This is a genomic window from Roseateles sp. P2_H4, from assembly GCF_056403315.1.
Genome location: NZ_JBFUFR010000041.1, coordinates 1 through 12,951, shown reverse-complemented (window position 1 = coordinate 12,951; position 12,951 = coordinate 1). Strand labels below are relative to the sequence as shown.

General features: G+C 69.0%; 12 protein-coding genes and 1 tRNA gene. 6 read left to right on the top strand and 7 right to left on the bottom strand.

Going from position 1 to position 12,951, the window contains the following annotated elements; all coding sequences use genetic code 11:
• Window positions 1–289: 289 nt before the first annotated feature.
• Window positions 290–1,072, top strand: coding sequence for a S1/P1 nuclease (locus tag AC1DW3_RS24680; RefSeq protein ID WP_477935877.1), 783 nt, complete (start codon window positions 290–292; stop codon window positions 1,070–1,072).
• Window positions 1,073–1,213: 141 nt separating this feature from the next.
• Here AC1DW3_RS24680 and AC1DW3_RS24675 read toward each other — a convergent pair whose 3' ends face one another.
• A complete protein-coding gene (locus AC1DW3_RS24675) occupies window positions 1,214–1,855 on the bottom strand; it encodes a hypothetical protein (protein WP_477935875.1) in 642 nt (213 codons plus the stop codon).
• A gap of 165 nt (window positions 1,856–2,020) precedes the next feature.
• Window positions 2,021–2,425 (bottom strand): DUF1761 domain-containing protein, encoded by a 405-nt coding sequence (locus tag AC1DW3_RS24670; protein ID WP_477935873.1) that lies wholly within the window; start codon window positions 2,423–2,425, stop codon window positions 2,021–2,023.
• 84 nt (window positions 2,426–2,509) lie between these two features.
• Between AC1DW3_RS24670 and AC1DW3_RS24665 the strand changes: the two genes are divergently transcribed.
• Both AC1DW3_RS24665 and AC1DW3_RS24660 read left to right on the top strand, forming a co-directional pair.
• Window positions 2,510–3,574: a sensor histidine kinase gene (locus tag AC1DW3_RS24665; protein WP_477935871.1), complete on the top strand. Its 1,065-nt coding sequence runs from the start codon at window positions 2,510–2,512 to the stop codon at window positions 3,572–3,574.
• On the top strand, window positions 3,571–4,344 hold the full coding sequence (locus AC1DW3_RS24660) for a LytR/AlgR family response regulator transcription factor (protein ID WP_477935869.1): 774 nt from the start codon (window positions 3,571–3,573) through the stop codon (window positions 4,342–4,344). The genes AC1DW3_RS24665 and AC1DW3_RS24660 overlap by 4 nt, the downstream gene beginning before the upstream one ends.
• A 3-nt stretch (window positions 4,345–4,347) precedes the next feature.
• On the opposite strand, the gene AC1DW3_RS24655 is transcribed toward AC1DW3_RS24660, so the two are convergent.
• Window positions 4,348–5,085: a substrate-binding periplasmic protein gene (locus AC1DW3_RS24655; RefSeq protein WP_477935867.1), complete on the bottom strand. Its 738-nt coding sequence runs from the start codon at window positions 5,083–5,085 to the stop codon at window positions 4,348–4,350.
• Window positions 5,086–5,216: 131 nt separating this feature from the next.
• On the opposite strand from AC1DW3_RS24655, the gene nadA reads away from it, so the two are divergent.
• Together nadA and AC1DW3_RS24645 are read left to right on the top strand one after the other, a co-directional pair.
• Window positions 5,217–6,317 carry a quinolinate synthase NadA gene (gene nadA / locus AC1DW3_RS24650; protein WP_477935865.1) on the top strand — a complete coding sequence of 367 codons (1,101 nt, stop codon included), beginning with the start codon at window positions 5,217–5,219 and terminating at the stop codon, window positions 6,315–6,317.
• A gap of 43 nt (window positions 6,318–6,360) precedes the next feature.
• On the top strand, window positions 6,361–6,651 hold the full coding sequence (locus AC1DW3_RS24645) for a late competence development ComFB family protein (protein ID WP_477935863.1): 291 nt from the start codon (window positions 6,361–6,363) through the stop codon (window positions 6,649–6,651).
• 78 nt (window positions 6,652–6,729) lie between these two features.
• On the opposite strand, the gene AC1DW3_RS24640 is transcribed toward AC1DW3_RS24645, so the two are convergent.
• Together AC1DW3_RS24640 and AC1DW3_RS24635 are read right to left on the bottom strand one after the other, a co-directional pair.
• Window positions 6,730–6,806 (bottom strand) — tRNA-Pro (locus AC1DW3_RS24640).
• Entirely contained in the window at window positions 6,797–7,528 is a 732-nt protein-coding gene (locus tag AC1DW3_RS24635; RefSeq protein WP_477935861.1) for a hypothetical protein, read from the bottom strand. Before AC1DW3_RS24635 ends, AC1DW3_RS24640 begins: the two co-directional genes overlap by 10 nt.
• Before the next feature lie 134 nt (window positions 7,529–7,662).
• Between AC1DW3_RS24635 and AC1DW3_RS24630 the strand changes: the two genes are divergently transcribed.
• Window positions 7,663–8,235 (top strand): TetR/AcrR family transcriptional regulator, encoded by a 573-nt coding sequence (locus AC1DW3_RS24630; RefSeq protein ID WP_477935859.1) that lies wholly within the window; start codon window positions 7,663–7,665, stop codon window positions 8,233–8,235.
• On the opposite strand, the gene AC1DW3_RS24625 is transcribed toward AC1DW3_RS24630, so the two are convergent.
• Both AC1DW3_RS24625 and AC1DW3_RS24620 read right to left on the bottom strand, forming a co-directional pair.
• Window positions 8,236–11,451 (bottom strand): UvrD-helicase domain-containing protein, encoded by a 3,216-nt coding sequence (locus AC1DW3_RS24625; RefSeq protein ID WP_477935857.1) that lies wholly within the window; start codon window positions 11,449–11,451, stop codon window positions 8,236–8,238. It abuts the gene before it with no gap.
• Window positions 11,448–12,951: RecB family exonuclease (locus tag AC1DW3_RS24620; RefSeq protein WP_477935856.1), on the bottom strand; the 1,504-nt coding region annotated here is incomplete at its 5' end. The genes AC1DW3_RS24620 and AC1DW3_RS24625, both read right to left, overlap by 4 nt.

Sequence of the window (12,951 nt, the reverse complement as noted above, 5' to 3'; positions counted from 1 at the left end):
CTCGGTCGGACTTTGGGATATGCCCTGGGTCAAAGCCCCTGGGTTGCGGGGGCCTGAAAAAATGCCGCCACGGCAATGCCGACGGCGGCTCATTCGCATGCAGGCCGTTGGTTTGCCTGCAGCGGCAAGGGATTTTGCCAGCTTTCGCCGGGGCGGCCAGCGCCACACCACTCATGGCGACAAACACCACCGCAGTCCAACGTCGGCGATATCAACGGCGGCTTCTGGAATCGCCGAGTCGCAAAGGCCGAGTTACGTCCACCGCGACCGCACCAAGGACACTTGCGGCATGTTCCGCCTCGTCAAAGCCCTCTTCCGTATACCCCTCGCGCTTTGCGCCATCGGCGCTCCCGAGTCACATGCTTGGGGTGCGAACGGCCATCGACTCATCGCCGAGCTGGCTCAGATGCAGCTAACGCCCGCGGCGTCCGCTGAGGTCAATCGCCTGCTAAGCCTGGAGCCCGGCGCCACGATGGCGTCAGTATCGACCTGGGCAGACGAGAGACGGTCGAACGCCACGGCGCCGCTGCACTACGTCAACTTGCCAGAAGGAGAGTGCAATTACTACCTAGGGCGCGACTGCCCAAACGGTAGATGCGCGGTCGAGGCGATGTCGGCAAAGATCGCGATCCTGAGTTCAACAGCTCCGGATGCGGAACGGCTGATAGCGCTGAAGTGGGTCATCCATTTGGTGGCCGACATCCATCAGCCGTTGCATGTGGGCATGGCCGCTGACAAGGGAGGCAACCTGTTCCAGGTACGGGCGTTCGGACGCGGCTCCAACCTACACGCAGTCTGGGACGGCGAACTCATCCGGCGCCGCGCCGGCGGCCTAAGCCGGTTACTGCTCGACGCATCGACCCCAAGTCCCGACGGCGCGAGCACGGTTGACCCGGCGCAGTGGGTGAACGAGTCATGTGCAGCCCGAAGCGCCGCGGGTTTTTATCCTGAGGGGCGAGTGGTAGGCCCGGCCTATGCTGAACGGTGGGACGGCACGCTGGTGGAGCAGCTCGCGCTGGCAGGGCGCAGGCTCGCCAGCACGCTAAACGACAAACTCAGTCGAGCGCGCTGAGGACGGCTTCGCAGCGGCTACTGACGCTCGCGGCCGGCGTTCGTAGGGCAGCAAAGTGCCCAAAGCTGAAATCGGCGGCGCCTGAGTAGGCCGGCTCGAGAAACTGGTCAGGCGGCCCAGCAATTGCCAGCTGCTACGAGCTCAATCACGTTTCCGAAGCCTAGGACGTACCCAATTGCGAAGGCGGCCATTGTTGAACTCCATAACCATCAGGCCGTTGTTGTCGCATTGAGCGCCGTCATCTTCACCACACACGTCTCCCGCGAGCCAGAACTCCGGCATTCCGTTGTTGTCTATGTCAGTGATGGCCGACACGAACCCTGTGTTGTAGAGAAATCCGTGCATATACAACTCAGCTTCAGCGACATGGTCCGCATTCACTACAAATGCAAGCGGGTACTCCAAATATGCGTAGTACCCCTCATGTAGATCCTCCGGTGCCGCTTCCTTGATCGAAGAGAGCTTGCAAGGGACCAGCAGCACGATCGACGGTCTGCCCTGCTTCTTTAACAAATGTGCCTCGCCGGGAAGGCATCTATGTCTTTCAACAGACGCCTGAATCTTTGCAAAGGCCAGCGGTCGCAGATGAGTCGATGCAGATTCGACCCCTGAAACGATAAGTGATGTGAACTTCTCGTCCACTCGAGGAGGCTCAAGCCTGGCGTACCGCTCGGCTGCTTCCGAGTATGGCGACAACACTGCCGCGAGGACTACCAACAGGTGCAAGTGGCGGGATTTCATTACGCTCATTCCCCCAGCTCTTCGGCTGAAGACCAGTTCCATTTGAGCATTCTTCAGCCAGCCCACCGCGCAGTTCGTGTCGCCAAGGCTGACGCAAGCCAGACAACTCCTGGCCTGCAGCTGCCACCCAAACTTCCGCTTTGGGCACATTGCTGCCCCACGACTGACGAATCCGAGCGGCAGCAGCCAGCCTGACGCGGACTCGCGTCAGTGCCATGCCCCCAGGATGCCGCCCATCACCGTGTACGCCACCACCTGGTAACCGCTGTTGATGAGCCAGAGCTTGAGCGGGCGCTGCTCGAAGAGGTAGATGACGCCCAGGCTCATGGCCACCCAGCCGAGGCCGGTGGCGAAGCCGGCGAACAGGCCGAAGCTGAGGGTGGCTTTGGCGCCGAGGAAGGCGGCCAGGTTGAAGGCCATCACCAGCGAGGCCAGGCCCGACAGGCCGAAGACCTTGGCCGGGCTGGCCTGCCTGGTCTGGGCTTCGGTGAGGCCGGCCTCGGCCATCCACGACTTGGCGAACAGGATGGGCGAGTACCAGAGCCCGCCGATCAGGAAGCTGGTCAACGCCGCCACAATGACCGCCGGGAAGTTGAATTGCACTGCGTCCATCGCAGTCCCCTCGTGAAGTTGTTGGTGCGGCGATGCTGAGGCGCGCCGGTCGCCGGCAACAGTGGCCGCACGCCCAAGTCGAAGATGAGCACGCCCAAGCCCGACAAACCGCTGCCGAACCCGCCCACGCAGGCACGCCTGGACGACCGGTTGCTGATGACGGGCGGCTCGCTGGCCTTCGGCCTGGCCATCCCCTGGCTGACCGGGCTGTTCGGGCCGCTGGGACCGGGCGACGCGCGCTTCTGGGTCGGCTTTGCCGGCTTCATCGCGCTGGCCTTTGCCATCTGGGGCGGCAACCGCTGGCTGCTGTTCAAGCAGCGCGAGCACCTGAACTGGTTCGCCCACCCGCTGCGCAAGCTGCTGATGCTGGTCAGCGCCAATGTGCTCTACACCGCGCCGCTGACGCTGGCCGCCATCTGGGCCTGGTTCCAGGTTGCGGGCCTGCCGCTGGACGTGAATGCGCTCAAGCTCGTCGTGGCCACCAATGTCATCTGCGTGCTGTTCGTGACGCATGCCTACGAGACCATGTTCCTGATCCGCGAACGGGAGTCGGACATGCTGCGCGTCGAGCGCCTGGAGCGCGCACGCACGCAGGCCGAGCTGGGTGCGCTGAAGGCCCAGGTCGATCCGCATTTCCTGTTCAACAGCCTGAACACGCTGGGCCATCTGATCGAAAGCGACGCGCGCAGCGCCCGCGAGTTCAGCGACACCCTGGCCGAGATCTACCGCTATGTGCTGGACAGCCGCCAGCGCGACCTGGTGCCGCTGGACGAGGAGCTCGCCTTCCTGCGCCACTACCACCGGCTGCTGGCCCTGCGCTTTGGCGCCGCCATGCCGCTGGTGCTGGACCCGGCCCTGCAGACCGCGCAGTGGCTGGTGCCGCCGCTGGCCTTGCAGACGCTGCTGGAGAACGCCATCAAGCACAACGAAGCGAGCATCGCCCAGCCGCTGACCGTCAGCTTCACGCTGCAAGGTGACCACGTGAACGCACGCAATGCGCTGCAGCCGCGCCGCAGCGCCCTGCCCTCGTCAGGACTGGGCTTGGCCAATCTCGACGAACGCTGCCGCCTGCTGGCCGGCCGTGCGCTGCAGCGCAGCGCCGCGGGCGGCGTGTTCGAAGTCTCCATTCCGCTGCTGGCCCGCCCATGAAGATCTTCATCGCCGAAGACGAGACCCCGGCGCGCGAGCGCCTGACGGCCACGCTGACGCGCGTGGCGCCCGAGGCCCGCGTGCTGGGCCACAGCGACACGGTGCAGGGCACGCTGGCCTGGCTGGCTGCCAACGCGAAGCCCGACCTGTTGCTGCTCGACATCCAGCTCGCCGACGGCCTGTCGCTGGAGTTGTTCCGCGACCGCAGCCTGACCGTGCCCACGGTCTTCACGACGGCCTACGACCAGTTCGCGCTGCAGGCCTTCCAGGCCCTGGCGGTGGACTATCTGCTCAAGCCCGTGTCGGACACGGCACTCGCTCAGGCGCTGGCCAAGGCCGAGCAGTGGCGGCGCCATTTCGATGCGCAGGCTCAGGCGCGCTGGAATCACCAGCTCGACGGCCTGTTGCAGCGGTTGAGCCCGCCCACTGGCCGCCAGCGCATCGTCGGCCGCAAGGGGGGCCAGCAGTTCCATGCGCTGGAGCTGGCCGACATCGCCTATTTCGTGTCGGTGGACAAGCTCAGCTTCGCCGTCACCCAGGCGGGCGAACGCTATCTGGTCGAGCCGACGCTGGGTGTGCTGGAAGAGGAACTGGGGCCGCAGCGCTTCTTCCGCGCCAACAGGCAGCTGCTGGTGGCGGCCGGGGCCGTGCAGCGCTTCGCGCCGGCCGGCAAGGGGCGACTGAAGCTGGACCTCAGCCCGGCCCTGGACGGCGAGCTGCTGATCAGCCAGGAGCGGGCTGCGGCCTTTCGAGCCTGGCTGGAAGGCTGAGGCTCAACGGTAGCGCTGCATCAGCCGCGTGAGTTCACCGCGCTCCACCACGGCCCGCAGCGCCTGCTGCAGGCGACCGGCCGGCAACCGGGTCTTGCCACCCAGCAGGCAATGCGTCACCGTCTGGCTGACGACCTGCAGGGCTTGCAGCGTCTCAGCGGGCGCGCGGCCGCGGTTGTACTGGGTGAGCACGAAGCGATCGACCACCGCCGCTTCGGTGCGTCCGCGAGCCAGCTTGTCGAGCACACCTTGCTGTGTGGCGGCGTCTTCGCGCACGAGACGGCCGTCATCGAAGAGCGGGCCCAATTCCGTGTAGCGATAGCCCAGTACCGTGCCCACCCGCAGGCCGCGCTGGGCCGACAGGTCCAGCGGCTTGCCATCGCCCCGCCCCGCGGCCACGGCGAGCACGTCTTCCACCACCACCATGGGCGGGCCGACACGATCCCGCCCCAGCGGCTGGGCCAGCCACTTGGGGCTCATCATGCACATCAGGTCCGCCTCGCCGGCGTGCAGGGCGGCCTGGGTGCGCTTGGGCGGCAGCATCAGGTACTCGGGGCGGGCGCCGGCGGCGCGGGCCACCGCCTCCATCAACTCGAAGGCCAGGCCGCCGACGGGCTGGCCGTCGCGCAGCACCAGATAGGGCGGAGCCCAATCCTCACCGACGATGAAGCGCAGCGTTGGCGCCGCCTGTGCACCGGCCAACCCGGCCCAGAGTGCCAGGACCGTGGCCAGGCCTCGCATCAGGGGCTTTGTCGCGCCGCCGCTGGGCAAGGCCCTCACGGGCGGACAATCCGCTGAAATCGCCATGCCCCGAGTGTAGGAAGCCCAGCCGCCGCCACACCGCATCCCCTCGAGAGACCCGCTCGCATTCCATGGAAACCCAGCTGTTCGACTACACCAAGCAGGACGCCGCCGGCGCCTGCTCCACGGCCTTTGCGTGGGCCAAGACACCCGCGCCGCTGACGCCGCCCGAGCGCACTGCGCTGACTGCGCGAGCCAAGGCCCTGCTGAAGAAGCACAACGCCGTCCTCGTCGCCCATTACTACGTGGACGGCGCCCTGCAGGACCTGGCGCTGGAGACCGGCGGCATCGTGTCCGACTCGCTGGAGATGGCCCGCTTCGGCCGCGACCACGCTGCCCAGACCCTGGTCGTGGCCGGCGTGCGCTTCATGGGCGAGACGGCCAAGATCCTCAGCCCCGAGAAGCGCGTGCTGATGCCCGACCTGGACGCCACCTGCTCGCTGGACCTGGGCTGCCCGGAAGACGAGTTCGCGGCCTTCTGCGACGCCCACCCCGACCGCAAGGTCGTCGTCTACGCCAACACCAGCGCCGCCGTGAAGGCCCGCGCCGACTGGATGGTGACCAGCTCCTGCGCGCTGGAGATCGTGGCCGACCTGCATGCCAAGGGCGAGAAGATCCTGTGGGCGCCCGACCGGCATCTGGGCCGCTACATCCAGGAGCAGACCGGCGCCGACATGCTGATGTGGAACGGCGCCTGCATCGTGCACGACGAGTTCAAGGGGCTGGAGCTGGAGCTGCTGCGCGAGCAGCACCCGGGCGCCCTGGTGCTGGTGCATCCCGAGTCGCCCAAGAGCGTCGTCGAGCAGGCCGACGTCGTCGGCTCGACCTCGGCGCTCATCAAGGCCGTCGTCGAAGGCACGGCGCCGGCCTATATCGTCGCCACCGACAACGGCATCCTGCACCGCATGCGCCAGCTGGCGCCGGGCAAGGTGCTGATCGAGGCTCCGACGGCAGGCAACAGCGCCACGTGCAAGAGCTGCGCCCACTGCCCCTGGATGGCCATGAACGGCCTGGCCAACCTGGTCGACTGCCTGGAGAGCGGCCAGCCCGAGATCGAGGTCGACGAGGCTGTGCGCCTGAAGGCCCAGGCCTGCATCACGCGCATGCTGGATTTCGTCGCCGCGAGAAAGAGTGCCGCGGCGGGCATGACCCCAGGTATCGGCGCGGCCTGATGGGGCTATAAATCGGCATTCAACGTCTTTGACGAGGCCCGCCATGAACGCCGACTTCAGCTCCCTCTACAACCACCATGAGCGCGAGATCTTCGCGGCGGTGTTGGCCTCGGCACCCGACTATCCCGACATTGCCGCCAGCGCAGACCTGCTGTGCGACGTCGCCTGCGTCGCCCTGAACCGCCTGCCCCCGCGCTACATCCGCCACGAGGTGGACTTCAGCTTCTACCTGACCGAGCACGAACGCCTGGAGATCGACAACGCGATTGTTGAGGCGGTGTCGTATGCGTTCAACTTTGTGCAGGCACGCACGGCGTTGAGGTCGCGCAAGTAGGCGCGGCCATGAAAAAGGCCCGCGTCTCACGAAGCGGGCCTTTCACAAGATTCCTTAAGGGAATCAATCAGTTATAGATGGTCGGGGCGGCGGGATTCGAACTCGCGACCCTCTGCTCCCAAAGCAGATGCGCTACCAGGCTGCGCTACGCCCCGATCAAGCCCGCCATTCTAGTGCCAGTTTCGCGATCGTCACCAAGCCTGGGTGCACGTATCAGCCAGAAAGCCGCCGCGAGGTTCCAAACCAGTTGGGCCAGCAGCACCGTCAGGATGGAAGCCATCGTCATGTTGACGCCTGCGCCCAGCACCGCCGCAGCGACCGCGAGATTGGCGACAACGCCTACCGTGCCGACGATGCGAGTCCCTCCTGCCTCGACCAGCAACACGCCAGCCCAGAGCAGCGCGCCGGCGGCCTGCAGCAGCCAGCCGATCTTGGCCGCATCGGTCAGGGCCAGGCCAGCGGCGTGCACCAGCTCATAGCCGACCTGCAGCCGGGTGGCCGAGCCGGCCGCTGCGTCTGCCGCCAGGTGCGGGATGACGAAGCCGTCAACGACGGTGGCGCCGGCCAGGGCCACGCAGCCCATCAGATAGCAAACCAGGCCCGCCAGCACCGCGGGACGGCGCAGCGACAGGCGCCGGGCCAACGCCGTATAGCCGAAGGCGTAAGCGCACAGGCTGGCGATGGCGACGCCGTGGACCACGGCCTTGAGCAACTGCAGCCGCGCGATGCTCTGCAGGATCTCAAGCTGGCCCTGGCCGCCACCGCTTTCATCGAGGGCAACGAAGACGGTGGACAGCACGGTGGCCAGGCCGATGGCGATGCCGGCTGCACGCGTGCCCGCCGGGGCGGTCGCTTGCGGGTGGGAGTCATGGTGCATGAAGCGGTTTCCTGGAATGAAACGATGAGGAAACCGACCATACTCAGCGCCCCCGCCGATGGCCCGAACAGGCCGCAGGCGGTTGTTCGCTACCGAACAACCGCCTGCGCTTTGTTCGGCAAACCCCTCTTCCGATGCCAGAGACGCTTGCCAAGACCGACCGCCGCGCCCAGCGCTCGCGCGAGCTCATCCTCGAAGCCCTGTTCGCGCTGATGCTCGAGCGCGGCTACGAGAGACTGACCATCCAGAACCTCATCGACCGCGCCGGCGTCGGCCGCGCGACCTTCTACGCCCATTTCCAGAGCAAGGACGAGCTGCTGGCCGCCAGCATCGGGCGGCTGCGCGGCTGGCTGGAGCAGACCGGCCGGGCGCAGGGCGATGAGCCCCTGGGCTTCACCCTGCCCTTCTTCCAGCACCTGGCCAGCCATCGGCGCATCTACGAGATGACGGTGGCGCGCGAGAGCGAGGTCAGCGTCGAGCGCCATGTGAAGGCGATGCTGACCGACCTCGTGCGTCAGGACCTGCGGCGCCGGCACGCACCCATCACCGGCGCGCGGCTCGACCTCGCCACCCACTACGTCGTCGGCGCGCTGTGGTCCAGTTTCATCTGGTGGATGGAGAGCGCCCAACCCCTGGCGCCCGAGGACCTGAACGCACTGTTCCAACGCCTGAGCTTTCCGGGGTTGGAAGCGGCGGTGGCGGCCTGACTAGAGCTCGACCGGCACAAAGCGGCCGGTGCCGCTGATCAGCGCGGCCTTCACCGGCTCTCCCGGCTGCAGCAGCTGCACGGCCGCGACGTAACCGCGCATCTGCGCCAGATAGGCCGGCTCCCGCTCGGGCGTGGCACCGAGCTTGTAGTCCAGCACCCACCAGGTGCCGTCGCGCTTCTGCACGAGGCGGTCGATGCGCTGGTCTTCCCCGCCCTGCCCCACGGCCACCTCGTTGCCGGCCCAGAGCAGGTCGGCCGGATCGAAGAAGGGCCGGCAGTCGGCGCTGGCCAGGATGGCCCGGGCCGCCTGGGCATGCTGCTCACGGGCCTTGGCGTCGAGGCCGAAAGCCTGGGCCGACGCGGCCAGCAGCACGTCCAGCGCCTGGGTCTGGCCGGGTGCCGAAACCCACTCCAGCACGCGGTGCAGGGCTTCGCCGACCCTGGCCTCCCGCTCGTTGCGGGCCGTGCCGTCGCGCACGGGCGCGGCGGGCGGTGGCTGCCAGCGCGGCAGCGGTGCGAGGCGAGGTGCCAACATGTCGGTGCGCGCGCCGGCGTCCATCGCAAAAGGCCAGGGGCGCGCCAGCGGCTGCAGCCGGTCCCACCAGCTCGTGGCCTGGCTGCGGCCGGGCGTGTGGCTGAGCACCAGCGCGCGTCGCGCCCGCGTCAGCGCGACGTAGAGGCCGTTCAGCTCCTCACGCTCGCGAGCGACACGTTCCTCGTCGACCAGGGCTTGCAGCGAAGGCGGCGGCCGGGCCTCGGAGGCCAGGAAGGCCGCGCGCTTGGGCGCGAGCTGGCCGACGGGCCAGTCCAGCAGCAGGCCCAGCGTCTCGGCCTTGGGCGGCGCGGCATCGGTGTCGAGCAGGAAGACGACCTCGGCCTCCAGGCCCTTGGCGCCGTGGATGGTCAGCAGCTGCACGGCATCGGGCGCTGCGGCGGGCACGAACTTGACGGGCCGGCTCTTCAGCGCGCGCACGAAGCCGTAGAGCTGGGCGTAGCGGCCGCCGTCCAGGTCCAGCGCCGCGTGCAGCAGGGCGTGCACGCTTTGCAGGCGCACTGCCGCATCGGCAGCCGGCACGGCCGCTGCGATGCGCGCGAGCAGATCGCCTTCGTCGACGATGCGGTCCAGCAGCTCGTGCGGTGTGCGCTGGCGGGCCTGCGCGGCCCAGTCACGCAGCAGGGCCTGGGCGCGCGCCAGCGCCGGGCTGGGTGATTCGAGACCCTGCAGCGCGTCCCACCAGCGGCGGCGCTCGGCGGGCGGGCGCCCCAGCCACTCGGCCGTGCCGGCGGCTTCGGCCAGCGCCAGCAGCTCGGCTTCGGTGACGCCGAACAGCGGGCTGCGCAGCGAATGCGCCAGCGACAGGTCGTGGCCGGGCGAGGCCAGCACGTCCAGCAGGGCCAGCAGGTCGGCCACGTCGGGCAGCTCGGCGAGCGGCTGCTCCTCGGGCGCCGCGTGCGGCACGCCGGCGGCCGTCAGCGCTTCGCTGAGCTGGCGCAGCGGGTCGCGCTTGCGGGCCAGCACGAAGATGTCGCCGGGCTTGAGTTCGGGGCGCTCACGCAGCAGGCCGACGATGGCCCCGCAGACGCGTTCGCACTCCGGCGCACGGCGGCTGATCTCCGCTTCAACGCGGGCCTCGGTCAGGCTGGGACGCCAGCGCAGCGGGTCGACGTCCGCCTGGGCCGGCGCGGCCCTGACGTCGGCATCCAGCGCCCACAGCCCCGCCAGCTCGTCCACACCGGCCTGCTCGGTCGTGTGGACGCGAAAGCCCTCGTAGGCACCGGCGCGCTGGGCGCCGTCGAAAGTCGCATTGACGGCCGCCAGCACCTCGGGCGCGTTGCGGCGCGTGTGGTCGCAGGCCAGGCGCACACCGGCGAGGCCTTCGCAGACGAACTCCTGGGCCGCGGCAAACACGCGCGGGTCGGCACGCCGGAAGCGGTAGATGCTCTGCTTGGGGTCGCCGACGATGAAGACCGACAGCGCCGAGCCCGCACCCGCGCCGGCATAGGCCTGCAGCCAGCCATGCAGGGCCTGCCATTGCAGCGGGCTGGTGTCCTGGAATTCGTCGATGAGCAGGTGGCGCACCTGGGCGTCCAGCCGCTGCTGCACCCAGCCAGCCGTCTGGGCGTCTGCCAGCAGGGCCAGGGCGCCGCGCTCCAGGTCGTTCATGTCGACGAGGCCGCGTTCGCGCTTCAACGCCTCGAAGGCGTTGACCAGTTGCAGGGCCAGGCGGCGCATCGCGACGTGTTCGTCGGCGGCGCGCTGCTGGGCGATGGCCGCGCGCAGCAGCAGCAGCTCTTCGCAGAGCTCGTCCAGGTCCGCGCTGTCGACGCCGAGCTTGCGCGGCTCACCCTTCAGCGTGAACAGCGCGGCGAAACTGGCGTCAAAGTCCTGCGCCCGCTCCAGCGCCATGGCGGCGTCCTGCGCCTTCTTGCCCTTGGCCTGGCCGAGCTGGCGGGCCAGCGCGATCAACGGCTCGCGCAGATGCCCGAAGAACTGTTCCGGCGTCGTGCCCAGCAGGTCCACCGCTCCCGGCAGGCTGCCCTCGAGCACGCCAGCGGCTTCGGCGAGGCGCAGCTCGACGCGCTTCGCAAAGGCACCCAGCAGCCATTCGCGCAGATTGAAGCGGCCGCGCGACTGCGTCAGCGCCTGGAAGTCCGCCCGCAGCGTCTCATCCGCCAACACGGCGACGTGGAAGCGCCGCCACAGCGTGGGCATCAGCTCCTCTTCGTCTTCGATGAGCTGCAGCTCGGGGGCGATGGCTTGCGCCTGCAGGAAGGCCAGCGGCGCGGCACGCAGCAGTTGTGAGAACCAGCCGTGGAAGGTGCGCACCTCGACGGCCCGGCCGCCGCGCAACAGCTCGGCCTGCAGCATGGCCAGGCGCGGCCGCAGCGTGACGGCGTCTTCCGCCGAGATGCCGCGCTGGCGCAGCGCCACGATCTGCTCGGCCTCGGGCGCCTTCGCGAACTCGGCCAGCCATTCGGCCAGGCGCTGGCGCATTTCGCCAGCGGCCTTGCGCGTGAAGGTGATGGCGACGATCTGCTGCGGCTCGGTGCCGGCCAGGAGCGCACGCAGGATGCGCGAGACCAGCATCCAGGTCTTGCCGGCGCCGGCGCAGGCCTCGACAACGATGCTGCGCGCGGGGTCGCAAGCCAGCGCGTAGAAGCGCTCGCGCGGGATGCGGTAGCCGTCGGCCCAGTAGGCCAGTTCGGCGCTCATGTCGCGCTCCAGTCGTCGCGACGGCACAGGCCGCGGGCTTCGCAGTAGTCGCAGACCTTGCCCTCACCCAGCGCCGGCAAGGGCGTGCCCTCGCTGATGGCCATGAGGTCGGCTTGCAGCCCATCGCGCAGGGCCAGCGCCGTGTCGCTGACATCCTCGTGCGGCAGTAGCGCGATGCCCTTGCCGTCGTCCAGCACCAGATAGGCCGCCTTCAACCCGGGCTCGGCGCCAGTCAGCAGCGCATAGGTGGCGAGCTGGGTGTCCTCCAGCTTGCCGGCCACCTTGTCCTTCAGCCCCTTGGCGTCGCCGGTCTTGTAGTCCAGCAGCCAGGTCTGGCCGCCGGCCTCGTCGATGCGGTCGATGCGGCCCTTCACGACTAGACCATCCAGTGGCGCGTCGAAAGGGCGGGCTTCGCGGGCGACTTCACCCTCGGCATAGCGCTGGCCGCCAGCTTCTGTTTCGGCCAGCCAGGCCAGGTAGAGCGGGCACAGCCGCTCGAAGGCGGCCGAGAAAGGCAGGAAATCGGCCGCATCCAGCAGCGCCAGCTCGGCCTCTGCCGCGGCGCGCAGGGCGGTGTCGTCGTCGCCATCACGCGCCTCGTGGAAGCGCTTCAGCACCGCATGCAGCCAAGTGCCGTAGTCGCGCTTGCTCAGCTCCTGCTCCAGCTCATCCGCCTCGCGCAGGCCCAGCAGCACGCGGCTGAAGAACTGGTAGGGGCAGTTGCGCAGTGCGTCGATGGCGCTGGCGCTCAGCGCCGCGGGCAGGCGGCTGCCGGCGTCGGCGGCGGGCCGGGTCTGCGGATGAAGCGGCGGCACGACCGTCTCGCGCTCGTCGGCCCATGCCGGCAGCGCCTGCCCGGCCTTGGCCGCCGCGCCGGACAGGCGTTCCAGCAAGGGGCTGGGCGGCAGCGGCTCGGCGCCGGCAAAGGCGCAGCGCAACAGCGTCAGCACCGGCGCGCGCAGCAGTTGGGCAAAGCCCAGGGCCTCGGCCTCGCGCCGCTCAAGCAGGCTGGGCAAGCCCAGGGCGGACGCGTCCGCATCGGCCAGCAGGCCGGCCTGCGGGTTGACCGGCCCCAGCGTGGCGGCATCCGCGCCGGGCAGCACGATGGCGCCGAAGGGCCGCAGCATGGCGCGAGCCAGCGGCGTGATGACGACTTCGGGCGCGCCTGCTTCCTCGGCGGGCTCGAACTGGGCGGCCTCCAGCGTGTCGTTGACCCAGGCGAGAAATTCATCGGGCCGCAGCCGCGTCTGCGCCAACGCCGCCTCGTGGGCGCTGCCGGCCCAGGGGTTGCGAGAGATCCACAGCGTCTCGAGCAGCGCCTCCCCGCCTTCGACTTCGGCCAGCGGCGCCAGGCCGTTGAGCGCCTGGCCCAGCCCCACCAGCCAGCCGCCGAGCGAACGCGAGCCGCCTGCGAGCGGCTCCAGTTGGCGCCGCGCCCGCTGCCAGGCGGCGCCGGTGGCCGGCGGCAGCGTGGCCGCGGCGAGCTGGGCGGCCTGGCGC

Bases quoted from the DNA above. Each gene is read 5' to 3' on its own strand.
- AC1DW3_RS24680 (WP_477935877.1), top strand. From the start codon at position 290: ATGTTCCGCCTCGTCAAAGCCCTCTTCCGTATACCCCTCGCGCTTTGC.
- AC1DW3_RS24675 (WP_477935875.1), bottom strand. From the start codon at position 1,855: ATGGAACTGGTCTTCAGCCGAAGAGCTGGGGGAATGAGCGTAATGAAA.
- AC1DW3_RS24670 (WP_477935873.1), bottom strand. From the start codon at position 2,425: ATGGACGCAGTGCAATTCAACTTCCCGGCGGTCATTGTGGCGGCGTTG.
- AC1DW3_RS24665 (WP_477935871.1), top strand. From the start codon at position 2,510: ATGAGCACGCCCAAGCCCGACAAACCGCTGCCGAACCCGCCCACGCAG.
- AC1DW3_RS24660 (WP_477935869.1), top strand. From the start codon at position 3,571: ATGAAGATCTTCATCGCCGAAGACGAGACCCCGGCGCGCGAGCGCCTG.
- AC1DW3_RS24655 (WP_477935867.1), bottom strand. From the start codon at position 5,085: ATGCGAGGCCTGGCCACGGTCCTGGCACTCTGGGCCGGGTTGGCCGGT.
- nadA (WP_477935865.1), top strand. From the start codon at position 5,217: ATGGAAACCCAGCTGTTCGACTACACCAAGCAGGACGCCGCCGGCGCC.
- AC1DW3_RS24645 (WP_477935863.1), top strand. From the start codon at position 6,361: ATGAACGCCGACTTCAGCTCCCTCTACAACCACCATGAGCGCGAGATC.
- AC1DW3_RS24635 (WP_477935861.1), bottom strand. From the start codon at position 7,528: ATGCACCATGACTCCCACCCGCAAGCGACCGCCCCGGCGGGCACGCGT.
- AC1DW3_RS24630 (WP_477935859.1), top strand. From the start codon at position 7,663: ATGCCAGAGACGCTTGCCAAGACCGACCGCCGCGCCCAGCGCTCGCGC.
- AC1DW3_RS24625 (WP_477935857.1), bottom strand. From the start codon at position 11,451: ATGAGCGCCGAACTGGCCTACTGGGCCGACGGCTACCGCATCCCGCGC.